At 69.1% G+C, this 15,685-nt stretch carries 17 protein-coding genes; 11 read left to right on the top strand and 6 right to left on the bottom strand.

The genetic code is table 11. The annotated features are described in order from the left end of the window. Window positions 1-131 precede the first annotated feature (131 nt). A complete protein-coding gene (locus tag NQ204_RS04755) occupies window positions 132-2,177 on the top strand; it encodes a TonB-dependent receptor (protein WP_256643221.1) in 2,046 nt (681 codons plus the stop codon). Between the two features lie 90 nt (window positions 2,178-2,267). On the opposite strand, the gene NQ204_RS04750 is transcribed toward NQ204_RS04755, so the two are convergent. Together NQ204_RS04750 and NQ204_RS04745 are read right to left on the bottom strand one after the other, a co-directional pair. Continuing rightward, on the bottom strand, window positions 2,268-2,564 hold the full coding sequence (locus NQ204_RS04750) for a HigA family addiction module antitoxin (protein ID WP_108767277.1): 297 nt from the start codon (window positions 2,562-2,564) through the stop codon (window positions 2,268-2,270). A gap of 13 nt (window positions 2,565-2,577) precedes the next feature. Beyond that, complete coding sequence (locus NQ204_RS04745) at window positions 2,578-2,859, bottom strand: type II toxin-antitoxin system RelE/ParE family toxin (RefSeq protein WP_256643220.1); 282 nt, start codon at window positions 2,857-2,859, stop codon at window positions 2,578-2,580. 139 nt (window positions 2,860-2,998) lie between these two features. On the opposite strand from NQ204_RS04745, the gene NQ204_RS04740 reads away from it, so the two are divergent. The 4 genes from NQ204_RS04740 to NQ204_RS04725 all read left to right on the top strand — a co-directional run bounded on the left by NQ204_RS04740 (window position 2,999) and on the right by NQ204_RS04725 (window position 6,826). Further along, complete coding sequence (locus NQ204_RS04740) at window positions 2,999-4,060, top strand: two-component system sensor histidine kinase NtrB (RefSeq protein WP_116862824.1); 1,062 nt, start codon at window positions 2,999-3,001, stop codon at window positions 4,058-4,060. Next, on the top strand, window positions 4,053-5,501 hold the full coding sequence (gene ntrC / locus NQ204_RS04735) for a nitrogen regulation protein NR(I) (protein WP_116862825.1): 1,449 nt from the start codon (window positions 4,053-4,055) through the stop codon (window positions 5,499-5,501). Before NQ204_RS04740 ends, ntrC begins: the two co-directional genes overlap by 8 nt. 94 nt (window positions 5,502-5,595) lie before the next feature. Continuing rightward, entirely contained in the window at window positions 5,596-6,165 is a 570-nt protein-coding gene (locus NQ204_RS04730) for a superoxide dismutase family protein (RefSeq protein WP_256643218.1), read from the top strand. A 31-nt stretch (window positions 6,166-6,196) separates the two neighbouring features. Continuing rightward, the gene (locus NQ204_RS04725; RefSeq protein WP_116862827.1) at window positions 6,197-6,826 is read left to right on the top strand and encodes a superoxide dismutase family protein; all 630 of its coding nucleotides are present in this window, start codon (window positions 6,197-6,199) and stop codon (window positions 6,824-6,826) included. A gap of 105 nt (window positions 6,827-6,931) precedes the next feature. Here the strand turns inward: NQ204_RS04725 and NQ204_RS04720 are convergent, their stop codons facing one another. Beyond that, the gene (locus NQ204_RS04720) at window positions 6,932-7,819 is read right to left on the bottom strand and encodes a hypothetical protein (RefSeq protein WP_256643217.1); all 888 of its coding nucleotides are present in this window, start codon (window positions 7,817-7,819) and stop codon (window positions 6,932-6,934) included. Window positions 7,820-7,912: 93 nt separating this feature from the next. Here NQ204_RS04720 and NQ204_RS04715 point away from each other — a divergent pair, with 93 nt between their 5' ends. Continuing rightward, window positions 7,913-9,208, top strand: a complete 1,296-nt coding sequence (locus tag NQ204_RS04715; RefSeq protein ID WP_256643216.1) for an acetyl-CoA C-acetyltransferase — start codon at window positions 7,913-7,915, stop codon at window positions 9,206-9,208. Window positions 9,209-9,295: 87 nt separating this feature from the next. Here the strand turns inward: NQ204_RS04715 and NQ204_RS04710 are convergent, their stop codons facing one another. The 3 genes from NQ204_RS04710 to NQ204_RS04700 all read right to left on the bottom strand — a co-directional run bounded on the left by NQ204_RS04710 (window position 9,296) and on the right by NQ204_RS04700 (window position 12,467). Further along, window positions 9,296-10,591 (bottom strand): heme biosynthesis protein HemY, encoded by a 1,296-nt coding sequence (locus tag NQ204_RS04710; RefSeq protein ID WP_256643215.1) that lies wholly within the window; start codon window positions 10,589-10,591, stop codon window positions 9,296-9,298. A 6-nt stretch (window positions 10,592-10,597) separates the two neighbouring features. Continuing rightward, a complete protein-coding gene (locus tag NQ204_RS04705) occupies window positions 10,598-11,575 on the bottom strand; it encodes a uroporphyrinogen-III C-methyltransferase (protein ID WP_256643214.1) in 978 nt (325 codons plus the stop codon). Between the two features lie 103 nt (window positions 11,576-11,678). Then, on the bottom strand, window positions 11,679-12,467 hold the full coding sequence (locus tag NQ204_RS04700; RefSeq protein WP_256643213.1) for a uroporphyrinogen-III synthase: 789 nt from the start codon (window positions 12,465-12,467) through the stop codon (window positions 11,679-11,681). A 34-nt stretch (window positions 12,468-12,501) separates the two neighbouring features. Between NQ204_RS04700 and NQ204_RS04695 the strand changes: the two genes are divergently transcribed. The 5 genes from NQ204_RS04695 to NQ204_RS04675 all read left to right on the top strand — a co-directional run bounded on the left by NQ204_RS04695 (window position 12,502) and on the right by NQ204_RS04675 (window position 15,592). Further along, entirely contained in the window at window positions 12,502-12,969 is a 468-nt protein-coding gene (locus tag NQ204_RS04695; RefSeq protein WP_108767288.1) for a YiiD C-terminal domain-containing protein, read from the top strand. 32 nt (window positions 12,970-13,001) lie between these two features. Then, entirely contained in the window at window positions 13,002-13,433 is a 432-nt protein-coding gene (locus NQ204_RS04690; RefSeq protein ID WP_108763641.1) for a hypothetical protein, read from the top strand. 57 nt (window positions 13,434-13,490) lie between these two features. Next, window positions 13,491-13,928 carry a rhodanese-like domain-containing protein gene (locus tag NQ204_RS04685; protein WP_256643212.1) on the top strand — a complete coding sequence of 146 codons (438 nt, stop codon included), beginning with the start codon at window positions 13,491-13,493 and terminating at the stop codon, window positions 13,926-13,928. A 99-nt stretch (window positions 13,929-14,027) separates the two neighbouring features. Then, the gene (gene secB / locus NQ204_RS04680) at window positions 14,028-14,546 is read left to right on the top strand and encodes a protein-export chaperone SecB (RefSeq protein ID WP_116862835.1); all 519 of its coding nucleotides are present in this window, start codon (window positions 14,028-14,030) and stop codon (window positions 14,544-14,546) included. A 20-nt stretch (window positions 14,547-14,566) separates the two neighbouring features. Next, entirely contained in the window at window positions 14,567-15,592 is a 1,026-nt protein-coding gene (locus tag NQ204_RS04675) for an NAD(P)H-dependent glycerol-3-phosphate dehydrogenase (protein ID WP_116862836.1), read from the top strand. Window positions 15,593-15,685: the final 93 nt, after the last annotated feature.

Below are 15,685 nucleotides of genomic sequence, written 5' to 3'. Positions count from 1 at the left end.
CCCCCCCCCCCCCCCCCCCCCCCCCCCCCCCCCCCCCCCCCCCCCCCCCCCCCCCCCCCCCCCCCCCGACTCTACATGGCGGGTGCATGAAATGTTATATGATTACACTTCATCCGCACCCTTCCACCCCCATGAAGACCTCCACGCTGGTGGCCGCCCTCGCGGCCGCTCCGTTCGCCCCTGAAGCTTTCGCACAGTCTGCCGATGCCGCGCTCACCCTCGGCAAGGTGCAGGTGCACCAGCATGGCGAAGGCCAGCTCAGCGCACACCAGGTGCTGACCTCGGTGGACGTGCTCGGCGCGGACCAGATCGAAGACCGCAACGTCTCGCACAGCTGGGAACTGCTGGGGCAGATGCCCGGCATCCAGCTCACCGAAACGCGGCAGGGTGCGGAGTCGGGCAAGGTCAGCTTCCGCGCCTTCAACGGCGAGGGCTACCTCAATGCCATCAAGACCCTCATCGACGGCATCCCCAGCAACGTCAACAGCGGCAACCAGCGCTTCATCGACATGCTGTTCCCGCTGGAAATCAGCTACATCGAAGTGGTGCGCGGGACCAACGACCCGCGCTACGGCCTGCACAACATCGGCGGCAACGTGAACTTCGGTACGCGCCAAGGCGGCAACTACACCGATGCGCGGCTGGCCTACGGCAGCTACAACACCCGCGATGCGCAGCTGGCGGTGGGACGTGAAGCAAACGGCTTCGCACAGAACTACTTCGTCGGCACCCAGGCCAGTGACGGCTACCGCGACCACGACACCTCGAAGAAGTATTCGCTGGGCGGCAAATGGTTCCATGGCTCGCTGGACGACGGCCTGCGAGTGGGCCTGACCGCGCGTGCCTACCACCACGAAGCGGACGAACCCGGCTTCATGACGGCCGACGAACTGCGCACGCACCGCCGTGGCAGCGACCTGCGCAACGGCAACGATGGCGATGACCGCGACATGCGGCAGATCGCCGCGCACGCGGACCTGAAGCTGTCCGATGCGCTGACTTTCGGTACGCGCCTGTACTACAACCGCTATGAAGACGATCGCCGGGTGACCTTCAGCGACCTGCCCACCGGCAACCTGCCGCGCCAGCGCCGCGTGTGGGACGAGCGCCAGACCGGCCTGCTCAGCACGCTCACCTGGCAGGCCAGCCCCGCGCTTACCGTCGAAGGCGGCCTCAACTACGAGCAGCAGGACAACGGCTATGTCCGCGAGCGCTACGCCTACGCCGAACCCACCGACTACAGCCAGGCGCCGGCGCGCGTGCAGAACAGCGACCGTCACCGCTTCGACAACTGGGGCGCCTACGTGCAGGCCATCTACCAGCCCGCCGAGGCGTGGAAGATCGTGCCGGCCTACCGTATCGACCGCTTCAGTGGCAGCACGCACCTGATGAACGGCATCAGCGGCCGCCTGCAGGACTACGGCACCATCGGCCAGCCCAAGCTGAGCGTCATCCACAGCCTGGGCCAGACCACCCACGTCTACGCCAACTGGGGCCGCACCTTCCAGGTGCTCACCGGCTCCACCGCGCCGGCTTATCTCACGCCGGGGCAGGCGCCGATGCAGCCGTCCACCAACACCGGCATGGAGCTGGGCCTGAAGTTCGAGCCGTTCGCCGGCAGCCAGGCACGCCTGGCGGTGTGGCAGCAGGATGCGGAAAACGAGGTGTCCAACATGCCGGCCACCGGCACCACGGTCACCCTGGGCAAGACCCGCCGCCGCGGCGTGGATGCGCAGCTGAGCCTGCAGCTGGGCAATGACTGGACGGTGTGGGCCTCGCACGCCTACCAGGAAGCGAAGATCACCCGCGATGACCGCGATGCCAGCATTTCGCTGCAGGGCAGGGAAGTGGCGGCCACCCCGCGCCACATCAGCAACCTGGGCGTGGACTACCGCGCCAGCGACGCGCTGCGCCTCGGCCTGCAGGCCCGCGCGCAGGGCGACTACTACCTGGAAGAGCGCAACCAAGCCGGCAAGTTCGGCGGCTTCGCCGTGCTCGACCTCAGCGCCGCGTACCAGATCAACCCACGCTGGAGCGTGGACCTGCAGCTGAAGAACGTCACCGGCCGCGAGTACGCCTACGCCTGGTACGACAGCTTCTTCTGGGACAGCGCCCGCCCGATGTTCTCGCCGGCCCCGGGCCGCAGCGTGTTCGTCGGTCTGAACATGAAGCTGTAACCGGCCACGCATCCGGTAGTGGTCGAGCTTGCTCGACCTGCAGGGGGCAGAGCCCTTTCCTCACGGAAAGGGATCCGACCCCGGACAGGCTCATGCCACCGCGTTGTAAGGCTCGATCCGCGCCAGAACCTCCGCCAGCTTCTCCTTCGTCATCGCCGCATCGAAATCCGCCTGCAGACCGATCCAGAACTTGTCGGACACGCCGAAGTAGCGGGACAGCCGCAGTCCGGTATCTGCCGTCACGGCACGCTGGCCGGTAACGATCTCGCCGATCCGGCGCTGCGACACGCCGATTGCCTTGGCCAGGCGGTACTGGGTGATTCCCAGCGGCTCCAGGAACTCATGCAGCAGGATCTCGCCGGGAGCGGGGTAGGGGACGGTTCGCATGCGCGCGGCTCCTTCAGTGGTAATCGACAATTTCGACTTCGGCGGGGCCTTCTCGGGTCCAGACGAAGCACAATCGGAACTGATCATTGATGCGGATGCTGTACTGGCCGCACCGGTTCCCGTGCAACGGCTCCAAGCGATTGGCCGGAGATATGCGCAGATCCCGCAGATCGGCCGCAACGTTGAGCATCGCCAGCTTGCGCAGGGCAGCGGCTTCGATGTGGCGCCACCTCGGCACGCGTTGGCCATCGAACAGCGCCTGCGTGCGTTTGCAGGCGAACGACTGGATCGGCAGGGTAGTAACGGTTGTCGATAGTATCGTAAGGCGTTACTATCAGCTCAGCAAGCCCGACAGGTCATTCCCCGGCGCGACGTCCGGTGACGCATACGACGTGATCTGATGCCCGCCCCCCGTTTTGCACTACATTGGTGCAATGTCCGACCCCGCACCCCCGCCGTCCCTCGATGCCCTCGGCACGCCGCTGGCCTGGGCCGGGGCCGATGGCCGCATCATCGGCTGCAATCCCGCCTTCGCCCGTTGGCTGGGCGTCAGCATCCGCCGCCTGATCGGCCAGCCGCTGGCCGCGCTGGAAGTGCAGGGCGAGGCGCTGGCCCATTTCCTCGCCCGCGACGAGCGCGACAGCCTGCGGCTGAACCGCCTGGCGCTGGCCCTGCCGGGCGAGGGCGCGCGCTTTGCCGAGGGCTGGATGAGCCGCCGCGACGATGGCGGCTGGCTGCTGGAAGCGCATCCGGTCGACGAATTCCCGGGCCTCGACCCGACCCAGGCCCTGCCCAGCGCGCTCAGTGCCGCGCTGAAGGGCTTGGCCCACGAGCTGCGCAATCCGCTGGCCGGCCTGAAGGGCGCGGCGCAGCTGCTGGCCCGCCGCGCCGCCCAGCGCGATGCCAGCGAGCGCGAGCTGATCGAGCTGATCGGTTCGGAAATCGAACGCCTCAATGGCCTGCTCGACCAGCTGCTGTCGCCGGCGCCGGCCGCACCGCATGCGCCGATGAACATCCACGCCTCGCTGGAACGCGTGCTGCGCCTGGCTGAGAGCGAGGCGGGCTGGGCCGTGCGCCTGCAGCGCGACTACGATCCCAGCATTCCCGAATTCGATGGCGATGCCGACCGCCTCACCCAGGCGGTGTGGAACCTGGTGCGCAACGCCATCCAGGCCGGCGCCGGCGGGATCATCCTGCGCACCCGCGTCGAACACGGCGTGCGCATCGCTGAAAAGCTGCACACCCTGGCCCTGCGCCTGGAAATCGCCGACGACGGCCGCGGCGTGCCCGAGGAACTGGCCGAGCACCTGTTCCTGCCGCTGGTCAGTGGCCGCGCCGAAGGCACCGGCCTGGGCCTGGCGCTGGCCCAGCAGGTGGCGCGCGAACACCGCGGCACGCTCACCTACCGCTCGCGCCCGGGCCATACCGTGTTTACCCTGCTGCTGCCGATCGGCAACGGCGCCGTCCCGGCCGAGGAGGCCCCTCGCGATGTCTGATTCCCCTACCGTCGCGCAGCGCATCTGGGTGGTCGACGATGACCGCGCCGTGCGTTTCGTGCTGTGCACCGCGCTGCGCGAGGCCGGCTACCAGGTCGTCGATTTCGACAGCGCCGCACCCGCGTTGAAGGCCTTGAACCAAGGCCCGGCGCCGGCACTGCTGTTCACCGATGTGCGCATGCCCGGCGACGATGGCCTGGTGCTGCTGGACAAGCTGAAGGCTGCGCTGCCGCAGCTGCCGGTGGTGGTGATGTCGGCCTACACCGATGTGGCCAGCACGGCGGGCGCGTTCCGCGGTGGCGCGCACGAATTTCTGTCCAAGCCCTTCGACCTGGACGATGCCGTCGCGCTGGCCCAGCGCGTGCTGCCCGCCGTGGCACCGGCATTGGCCGCGCCGACACCGGTGGCCGAAACGCCCAGTGACCAGCCGCCACAGCTGGTGGGTGACACGCCACCGATGCGCGCGCTGTTCCGCGCCATCGGCCGCCTGGCGCAGGCACCGCTGGCGGTGCTCATCACCGGGGAGACCGGCACCGGCAAGGAGCTGGTGGCCAACGCCCTGCACCGCGAATCGCCGCGTGCGCAGGGCCCGTTCGTCGCGCTCAATACCGCCGCCATCCCCGCCGAACTGCTTGAGAGCGAACTGTTCGGCCACGAGGCCGGTGCGTTCACCGGTGCGCAGCGCCGTCACATCGGCCGGTTCGAGCAGGCCAACGGCGGCACGCTGTTCCTCGATGAAATCGGCGACATGCCGCTGCCGCTGCAGACCCGCCTGCTGCGCGTGCTGGCCCAGGGCGAATTCTTCCGCGTCGGTGGCCGCGAGCTGATCCATGTGGATGTGCGCGTGGTCGCTGCCACCCACCAGGACCTGGAAGGGCTGGTCGCGCAGGGGAAATTCCGTGCCGACCTGTTGCATCGCCTCGATGTGGTGCGCCTGCAGCTGCCGCCGCTGCGCGACCGCCGCGAGGACATTGCGCAGCTCGCCACCACCTTCCTGGCCGCTGCCGCGCACAAGCTGGACACGCCGCCGAAGCGGCTCACCGCCGCCGCCCTGCAGGCGCTGCGCGAACACGACTGGCCGGGCAACGTGCGCGAACTGGAAAACGTGTGCTGGCGCATGGCCGCACTCGCTGCCGCCGACACCATCGGCGTGGCCGACGTCGATACCGCGCTGAACCGCAGCCGCAGCCGTCGTGGCAGCAGCACGGGTGCCGATCCGGGCCAGTGGGAAACGCTGCTGTCCGAATGGGCGCGGCGGCAGCTGGCCGAGGGCACCGAAGGCCTGCACGCGCAGGTGCGCGAGCGCGTGGACCACGCCCTGCTGGAAGCCGCGCTGCAGATCACCCATGGCCGCCGCGCCGAAGCCGCTGCACGGCTCGGCCTGGGCCGTAACACGCTGACCCGCAAACTGGGTGCTGGCCGCCGCCGCGGGGGCCATTGAACGCCCCCTGCACGCAGTCCTCGCGCCCGCTTGCCGAACTGTTGATCCGCCATGGACGATGCCGTCCGTAGTGTTCCCTGCAAGGAGTTTCCTGATGCGCCTGTCCTTTGCCATCCTGCCGCTGTCCGCCGCCGTGCTGCTGTCTGCCTGTGGCAGCGCGCCGCAGAAGCCGCAGCCCACGCCGCCGCCGGTGGTCACCACCCCCGTGGCCCAGCTGGCTGAAGCCAACCTGGCGCCGGCCTCGGCCAGCATCGTCAGTGGCCGCCTGGTGCTGAAGACCCAAAGCGGCGGCGTGCACCTGACCGGCCTGGTCGGCGGCCTGCAGCCGATGCAGCAGGCTGGATTCCATATCCACGAACGCGGTGACTGCAGCGCGGTGGATGCCAGCAGCGCCGGCAGCCACTTCAACCCCGCTGGCAGCGTGCATGGTCGTGCCGGCAGCGGCAAGCACCACCTGGGTGACATCGACAACCTGCAGGCTGACGCCCAGGGCCGCGCGAATGTCGATGTGCATCTGAAGGGCGTTACCCTTGGGGGAGGCGCCGCCACCGATATCGTCGGGCGTGCACTGGTCGTGCATGCCAACGCCGATGACTATCGCAGCCAGCCCGCCGGCAATGCCGGCGTCCGCATCGCCTGCGGTGTGATCCGGGTCACCCGCTGATCACCACGGGCATCATTCCAAGGAGAGTTCCATGCGTCTGATCCATACCTCGCTGTTCGCGGCCATCGCCGCCCTGGGCCTGGCGGCCTGCAACCAGCAGCCGGCAGCAGCCCCGGAAGCACCGGCCACCACCCCGGCCGAAGGCTCGGCCGCACCGGCTGATCCGGCCACGGTACCGGCCACCGACGCGGCGGCGGCTACCGATGCCACGGCCAGTGCTGAACTGGCACCGACCCAGGGCAACGAGACCAAGGGCAGCGTCACCTTCAAGGTCGTCGACGGCAAGGTGCACGTGACCGGCCAGATCACCGGCCTGAAGCCGGGCAGCGAGCACGGCTTCCACATCCACGAGAAGGGCGACTGCAGCGCGCCGGACGGCATGAGCGCCGGCGGCCACTTCAACCCGGGCAAGCAGGACCACGGCAACGTCTCGGCCGATCCGCACCACGGCGGCGACATGCCCAACATCAAGGCCGACGACAAGGGCGTGGCCACCATCGACAGCCCGGTCTCGAGCAACGTCAACATCGGCAAGGGTGATGACTTCGACATCATCGGCCGCGGCCTGATCGTCCACGCCGACGCGGACGACTACAAGACCCAGCCGACCGGCAACGCCGGTGCGCGCCTGGCCTGCGCGGTCATCCAGAAGGCTCCGTAAGGCACGATTGCTTCCTGTGGAGCCGAGCCCATGCTCGGCTGCTCTGCAGGCGGCCTGAGCCGAGCATGGGCTCGGCTCTACAACTACCCGCACGGGCGTTGTGGATCAGCGCGCCAGCAGCTCGCGCGCGTCCTGCCCGGCCTCGCAATGCACGAACAGCACCGGCACGCCGTGCGCTTCAAGCACCGCGGCCATCTGCCGCTGGCGCATCAGGAACTGCTCGTAGATGCCCTGCAGGCGGTCGCAGTCGCCCTTGCTGTGGTTGTAGTACGCACACCAGCCGGCCGGATCGAACAGCGCCATGCGCGCCTCGCCCTGCGTATAGCGCAGCAGCGGCTCGGGCGCGTTTTCCAGCCACTCGTCCTGGCCCGGGGCCATGATCGCGGTCTCGATCAGCGGCCACAGCGCGGCCAGGCCCTGGTTGTCATACTGCATCGACATCATCGCGGCCAGATCGTTCACGGTGAAGTAGCGCGCGTGCTCGATGCGGGCACCGAAGCTGTTCTGCGCCATCAGCGCCGTATCGGCATGGGCCATGCCATTGGCTAGCAGCACGTCTTCCAGCGCATCGGCCACGGCCGCAGTGGTGGCCACGTCGCTGCCGGTCAGCAGGAACGGCACCGCGCGCAGGCCACCGCCCACCAGCGTCGCATCGGCCTGGAATGGCAGCGGTACCTCACCATCGGCGCCGGCACCGAAGGCCAGCAGGCGCGGGCCCTGGCTGCGGCCCGGGGCACGCATCTGCAGTTCCTCCAGGCGGCGGTGGATCGGCCAGCCCGGGCGCAGGATTTCAGCGGGGTCGAAATGGGCGGCGGCGAACACCAGGTCCAGCTCGGCCACCTGCGGCACCAGCTTGGCCAGGTCACGGCCGATACGGTCGGCCAATTCACCGGCCTGCTCGGCGCTGAGCACCGCCTGGCGGGGGATTTCGCCGTTGGCCAGTTCCAGGGCCAGCACGCCGAGGGCATTCATCGCGGGGTCGGGTTTGCTCATGGTTCCACGGTTGGCCCATCACAGGGCGGCAGCTACACTTGGGTCCATTATGCCTGCTCCGTCGTGCAGGCCATGTTGCAGACACCCTCATCCATGCCAGGTATCTCCATGCCCAACGCTCGTCCCGTCGCCATCCTCGGTGGCGTCCGCATTCCGTTCTGCCGCCAGAACACCGCGTATTCGGATGTCGGCAACCTCGGCATGTCGGTGCGGACACTGGGTGCACTGGTCGAGCGCTTCGGCCTGCACGGCCAGCAGCTCGGCGAAGTGGCGATGGGCGCGGTCATCAAGCATTCCAGCGATTGGAACCTGGGCCGTGAAGCCACGCTGTCCTCCGGCCTGTCGCCGTTGACCCCGGGCATCACCCTGCAGCGCGCCTGCGGCACCTCGCTGGACAGCATCATCACCGTGGCCAACAAGATCGCCCTGGGGCAGATCGAATCGGGCATCGGCGGCGGTTCGGACACCACTTCCGATGTGCCGATCGTGTACGGCAAGAAGCTGCGCGCGCGCCTGCTGGCCGCCAACCGAGCCAAGAGCACTGGCGACAAGATCCGCGCGCTGACCGCCGGTTTCAAGCTCTCCGAACTCAAGCCCGAGTTTCCCGGCGTGGCCGAACCGCGCACCGGCAAGAGCATGGGCGACCACTGCGAGGACATGGCCAAGGAATGGAGCATCTCGCGTGATTCGCAGGACGCATGGGCGGTGTCATCGCACAAGAAGCTGGCCGCTGCCTACGAGCGCGGCTTCTTCAACGACCTGATCGCACCGTTCCGTGGCGTCGAGCGGGACAACATCCTGCGCGCCGATACCTCGCTGGAAAAGCTGGCCACGCTGAAGCCGGCCTTCGACAAGGTCTCGGGCCGCGGCACGCTGACCGCCGCCAATTCCACCCCGCTCACCGATGGTGCCGCCGCGGTGCTGCTGGCCAGCGAGGAATGGGCCCGCGCGCACGGGCACGAACCGCAGGCCTACCTGCGCGATGCCCATGTGTCGGCGGTGGATTTCGTGCACGGTGAAGGCCTGCTGATGGCACCGACCGTGGCCGTGCCGGAGATGCTCAAGCGCAACGGCCTGACCCTGCAGGATTTCGACATCTACGAGATCCACGAAGCCTTCGCCGCACAGGTGCTGTGCACCCTGCGTGCGTGGGAGAGCGAGGATTACTGCCGCAACCGCCTGGGCCTGGATGCACCGATGGGCCGCATCGACCCGGACAAGATCAACCTGCTGGGGTCGTCGCTGGCCACCGGCCATCCGTTCGCCGCCACCGGCGCACGCGTGATCGCGACGGCGGCCAAGCAGCTGGCCGAACGCGGCGGTGGCCGCGCGCTGGTGTCGATCTGCACCGCCGGCGGCATGGGCGTGGTGGCGATCGTCGAACGCTGATCGCATCCATCAAACAAAAAACGCCGCCCATCGGGCGGCGTTTTTTTTGGTGGGTGCCAACCGTTGGTCGGCACACCTCAGCCATGCTCACGGCACCCGCGGGTTGCCGAACTCGTCGCACACCTCATTGGCGTCATACACCGGCGGCTGCGCGGCGGTGGGCAGGTCTTCCACCGTGCTGCGCGGCACGGCATCGCCCGCATGCACCAGCGCCACGCTGTCCTCGCCACGCTGCAGGCGCAGCGCATTGGCCAGGCACTGCGCGGCCAGTGCGTGTTCGCCGCGCTGGGCAAACGCTTCACCCAGTGCCTCCCAGGCCGGTGCACCGGCACCGGCGGCGATGGCCTCGTGCAGGAACGCATCGGCGGCATCCCACTGCTGCTGGGCGAGGGCGATGCGGCCCTGCGCCAGGCGCAGCGCGGCCGAATCCTCATGCACGTTGCGCCAGCGCGCCAGGTTGGCCTGGCGGGTGGCCAGGCGCTCGGCAGGCACGCGGCCATACAGCGCCACCAGCTCATCGTCCCAGCGATGGTCTAGCGCCTGTTCCAGGGCCAGCAGCGCCGGCTCATCCCAGTCCAGGGCCACCGCACGGGTGGCGTAGGCGGCCACCACGTCCGGGGTCGGTCGCAGCGCCTTCGGCGTGGCTTCCCACTGCGCGGCCAGCGCGTTCACATCGCTCGCTTCCAGCAGGGCCTGCGCAGCGAGGCGGGCTTCCAGTTCGCTGCTGGCGTCGGTCGGCAGCACCTTGCTCTGCCGCAGCGCGCCCAGCTGGCCGTACGCCTCGTGTGCGCGCCCGGCCTGGGCCAGCGCCTCGGTACGCAGCCACAGACCACGCGGCGGCAGCGGCTGGATCGCCGCCACGTCCAGCACATTGATCGCATCCACCGGCAGGTCGCGCGCCAGCAGCTGTTCGGCGCGCAGCAGCGCATGCAGCGTGGCATCGCGTTCACCCAGGCGCTGCAGCAGTGCCTCGCCCGATGCAGCATCGGCACGCGACTGCGCGCTGCGCACCGCATTGGCCAGCGCCACCGCGCTCACTTCCGGGTCGGCCGCCGCGCCATCCAGCAGCTTTTCCGCACGCTGCCAGTGGCCGTGTTCGTAGGCCTGCAGGCCATCGATCAGGCGCACGCGGCCCTGCTTGCGGCGGTAGCGGCCCCAAGCGCGGAACGGCGCCGCCACCAGGCTCCACAGCAGCCACAGCACCAGCACGCCGATCACCGACAGCAGGGCCACCTTGGGCAGGTTGCTGTGGTAGTCGTAGCCGCCGTAGCGCAGGGTCACTTCGCCGTAGCGGTTCAGATCATCGGTGCCGAGCCATTGCGCAGCCACCACGCCGATGGCCACGGCCAGCAGCAGTACGACCAGGGATTGCAGGGGTTTCATCGGGCGTTACCTCCGGTCGGTCTGGGAGCGCAGTTGTTGCAGGGTGCTGCCTAGCACGCTGCTCTCGGCCTGCAGGGGGGCCTTGCGCAAGGCCTGAAGTTCAGCACGTTGCGCGCGCAGGCCCGGTGAATCCGGCCAGCGCCGCTGCGCCCAGTGGGCCACGCGGTTCAGCGCGGCATCGCGGCCGCTGCGGTCGCCACGCTCGATGGCCGCGCGGGCCAGGGTCAGCTCCAGCTGCAGCGCGTCATCGGCGGCGGCACGCTCGGCCTGGGTCAGCGGGCCGTTCAAGCGGGTCGGGGTGATATCCACGAAGGGCGCCAGCGCCGATTGCCACCATGGCTTGGCAGCCGCTTCGGCGGGCGAGGGCGGCAGCTCGGAGGGCAGCCCCTGCAGCGCCTGGGCCACGGCATTCAGTCGATGCAGCGCCTGCACGCGCGGGCCCGTGCCCAGCGCATCCAGCGCGTCGCGTTCCTGCACCAGCGCCTGGCGCAGGTTCAGTCCGTCGTTGTCCGGCAGGTCGGCCAATGCGGTGGCGGCCTGCGCATACAGGCGGCGCGCACCTTCCACATCGTCAGCAAAGGCCAGCCGTTGCGCGGCCTGGGTCAGCAGCAGCTCGGCCTCGTCGCGCTGCACGGCCTGGCGGCCCTGGTTGGCGCTTTCGGTCAGACGGGTCAGGTTCTCTTCCAGCAGCGCACTGCGCTGGGACAGGCCCAGCATTTCATCGCGCAGCACGCGGTTGGTGGCGGCCGCATCCTGCAATCGCTGGCTGGTCGCGCGCTGGTCGCGGCGCAGGGCCTCGACGGTGGCCTCCAGCCCCTTCAGCTGCACGTCCGTGCTCTGTGCCTGTGCCGCCCGGTCGCGCTGCTGTTGCTGCCAGTAGTGCCAGCCGGCGTAGCCCGCGGCGCCCAGCACCACCACCACCGCAAGCGGCAGCAGCCAGCGTGCAGGACGGCGGGAGGGGGCAGGTGGCGGGGTGTCGTTCATCGGGCTTCCTTGTCGGCGGCGTCGCCGGCGGGGGCCAGCAGGCAGCGTTTGACACAGCATTACCGTTGGCGCTGAACCCGGCAAGCGTGTGCCGGGTGCCTGTTCAGGTCGCTGCCGGGGCAGTGAGCGCGGCGTGTGCGGCCGCCGTCATCTGGGTGACGGTGGGCCCTTCGCTGCGCACCACGCGGGCCAGCCCCAGCGCCTGCGCCTGCTCGGCCAGGCGTTCGCTGGCGGCCAGCACGATGGCCTGTTCACACAGGCGCTGCTGCCAGCCGGGGGACAGCTGCTGCCAGAAGCGCTGCAGGGCCTCACCGCTGCTGACGGCCAGTAGCCACGGCGTCCCCGAGCGGGCCAATCGCGCCAGCTTTCGCCGCGGTACCACCAGCGGCACCCGCTGGTAGACGTCGGCACGGATGATCCGCGCTCCCGCCGCCTCAAGCTGTGCGGCAATCAGGCCGCGGCCGCCGGGCGCGGTCACCAGGCCGATGTCGGTGCCGCGCACGTCGGTCAGCACCGGCAGGCCCAGCAGGCCTTCGCTGTCCATCCGCTGCGGCGCATACACGCCGGTGATGCCCTGCGCGTGCAGGGCGCGTGCGGTGCCTTCGCCCACGGTCAGCCACGGGCCACGCTGGGCCGCAGGCAGGTGCTGCAGTGCCGCAGCGGCCGCGACCGCCGCCGGGCTGGTGAACACCACCCGCGTGCAGGACAGCGCCCGGTTCAGCCGCTGTTCGACCGCCGCGCCCTGCAGCCGCTGCAGCCGCCACGGCGACAACGCCACGGTGGCGCCGCCCAGCCTGGCCGCAGCCAGCCTCAGCCCGGCATGCTGTCCCTGCGGCCGCAGCGAGATCAGGGTCCAGCCAGTGGGTATCGTATGGTTGGCCATTGACGTCATTATGCGGGCCCTTCGTTGTCGTGGTTGCTGCTCGATGTCCGCTGATGCCCTGACCTCCTCGCTGGCCTCCCTGCAGGACGTGCTTGACTGCATGCCGGCGGTCCGTGCGATGCAGATCCGCCTGGATGGCTACGCCGACGGCGTGCTGCGCATCACCGCGCCGCTGGCCGCCAATGTCAACGACAAGGGCAACGCCTTCGGTGGCAGCCTGGCCTCGGTGCTCACCCTGTCGGGCTGGGCGCTGGTCAGCCTGCGCCTGCGCCTGGCCGGGCACGACGCCGAGGTCTACGTGGCCGACAGCAACCTGCGCTACCTGGCGCCGGTCTACGAAGACCTGCACGCCCACGCCGAAACCGCCGAAGCCAGCAGCTGGGACACCTTCCTGGCCACCTTCCGCCAGCGCGGCAAGGCCCGCATCAGCATCGTCGCCCGCCAGCCGGGGGCCGATGGCCGTTCGGCCGCCGAGCTGAGCGGTCGCTTCGTTGCCTTCGCCAAAGGGTAGGATGGCAGGCTGACGTCCTGGGGAAACCACCGATGCGCCGCCTGATCCAGATCCTGATGTGCTCCCTGCTGCTGGTCAGCGCCGTGGCCGGCGCCGCTGCCGATGACCTCACCCGCAAGCAGCGCAAGCTGCTGGAAGAGACCCAGATTGCCTACGGCGCGACCATCCGCTGGGGCAGCATGGACGATGCCATTGCTTACCTGGACCCGGAGCTGCGCAAGGAAAAGCCGCCCACCGAGTTCGAGCTCAACCGTTACGCGCAGCTGCGCGTGTCGTCCTACCGCGAGCGAAGCAGCGCCTCGCTGGACGGTGGCCAGGTCGAGCGCCGGGTGGAAATCGGGGTGATCAACCAGAACACCCAGGCCGAGCGCACCGTGGTGGTGGTCGAGCGCTGGCGCTGGGACCCGGAGGCCAAGCGCTGGTGGCAGGCGGCCGGCCTGCCGGACCTGTGGAAGGGGCAGTGACGGGTCCCCTGCGGCTTGTGCGACAATCGGCGCCCGCTTAATCGACCCGTGACCTGAGTGAATTACGAAGAGTTGCTGGCCTTTGCAGGCCGAAACCCGATGCTGTCCGCGGCCCTGGTCGGCCTGACCGTGGCCCTCATCGTCACCGAAACCCGCCGCCTGTTCCGGGGCTACAAGGGCATCAAGCCGGCCGAGTTGACCCACCTGATGAATGCCGGTGGCGCGGTCGTGGTCGATCTGTCGCCCAGCGCTGACTTCGAAAAGGGCCACATCGCCGGCAGCCGCAGTGCCCAGGCCAGCGCTTTCAACGCCGAGCACAAGCTGGTGGCCAACGCCAGGCAGAGCCCGGTGGTGCTGGTGTGCCGCAGCGGCAACGCATCGGAAACCGCAGCCAAGACGCTGAAGAAGGCCGGCTTCGAGAAGGTCTTCGTGCTGGAAGGCGGCATTCCCGCCTGGCAGCAGGCCGAGTTGCCGCTGGTCAAGGGCCGCAACTGATTGCAGGGGATGGCGGAACTGGCCTTGTATGGTCCTGCCGCCGCCCCCAACCCTGTAGTTCGACACTCGTTTTCATTGCATTCATTGGAGTTACTGGAAATGTCCGAAGAGACCACCAACGGCGCCGTCGCGCCGGTCGATGCCGCCAACGGCCCCGCGTTCACCGTCGAGAAGATCTACGTCAAGGACGTTTCCTTCGAGTCGCCGAATGCCCCGACCATCTTCAATGACCAGGTGCAGCCGGAACTGCAGCTCAACCTGAACCAGCAGGTGCAGCGCCTGGGCGAGAACGCCTTCGAAGTCGTGCTGGCCGTCACCCTGACCTGCCAGGCCGGTGAGCGCACCGCCTACGTGGCCGAAGTGAAGCAGGCCGGCGTGTTCGGTCTGGTCGGCCTGGACCCGCAGTCGATCGACGTGCTGCTCGGCACCCAGTGCCCGAACATCCTGTTCCCGTACGTGCGCCAGCTGGTCAGCGACCTGATCCAGGCCGGCGGCTTCCCGCCGTTCTTCCTGCAGCCGATCAACTTCGAAGGCCTGTACGCAGAAACCCTGCGCCAGCGCCAGGAGCAGGGCGACGCACCGTCGCTGGCTGACTCCGAGCCGGTCGGCAACGCCTGATCCCCGCTGCGACGTCACGGATGAGCACTACCGCTGACAAGATCGCCGTGCTGGGCGCCGGTTCCTGGGGAACCGCGCTGGCCACCCTGCTTGCCCGGCACGGCCACCCGACCGTGCTGTGGGGGCGCGATGCCGCCGTGGTCGAAGCCATCGACCAGCGCCACGAGAACCCGCGTTACCTGCCGGGCATCCCCCTGCCGGAAAGCCTGCGTGCGACCACCGACATGGCGGCCGCCCTGCAGGATGCCGCCTGGGTGCTGGTGGTGACCCCGTCGCACGCGTTCAACGAAACCGTGCGTGCGCTGGCACCGCTGCGTCCGGCCGGTGCCGGCGTGGCGTGGGCCACCAAGGGTTTTGAACCCGGTTCGGGCCGCTTCCTGCATGAAGTGGCGCGCGAGATCCTGGGGGACGACGTGCCGCTGGCCGTGGTCACCGGGCCGTCGTTCGCCAAGGAAGTGACCCTGGGCCTGCCCACCGCCATCACCGTTCACGGCGACGTGCCGGAGTTCGCGCAGACCGTGGCCGAAGCCATGCATGGCCCGGCGTTCCGCGCCTATACGGGCGATGACATGGTGGGTGCCGAGCTGGGCGGCGCGATGAAGAACGTGCTGGCCGTGGCCACCGGCGTGGCCGATGGCATGCAGCTGGGCCTGAACGCCCGTGCCGGCCTGATCACGCGTGGCCTGAACGAGATGCTGCGGCTTGCCGCCGCCATCGGTGCCAAGCCGGAAACCCTGATGGGGCTGGCCGGCCTGGGCGACCTGGTGCTGACCTGCACCGGCGACCTGTCGCGTAACCGCCGCCTGGGCCTGGCCCTGGGCCGCGGGCAGACGCTGCAGGATGCCGTGCGCGAAATCGGCCAGGTGGTGGAATCGGTGCAGACCGCCGACGAAGTGATGCGACAGGCGCGCCGCCATGGCATCGACCTGCCCATCTCTGACCGCGTGCGTGCCGTGCTGCACGGCGAGCAGACGCCTGCAGAAGGCCTGCGCGCCCTGCTGGCGCGGGAACAGAAACCGGAATATCCGGACACGCTGTTCAAGTGAATCGAAAGACCCCGGCTACGTGCCGGGGTTTTTTTTTGCGAGTGAAACCCGACGGTAGCGCCGGGCCATGCCCGGCGGAACGCCCGCACCGCG

The organism is Stenotrophomonas testudinis, from assembly GCF_024499815.1.
Taxonomy (GTDB): Bacteria; Pseudomonadota; Gammaproteobacteria; order Xanthomonadales; family Xanthomonadaceae; genus Stenotrophomonas.
Note: the sequence above shows the minus strand (reverse complement) of the source record. Positions and strands in the feature narration are given on the sequence as shown.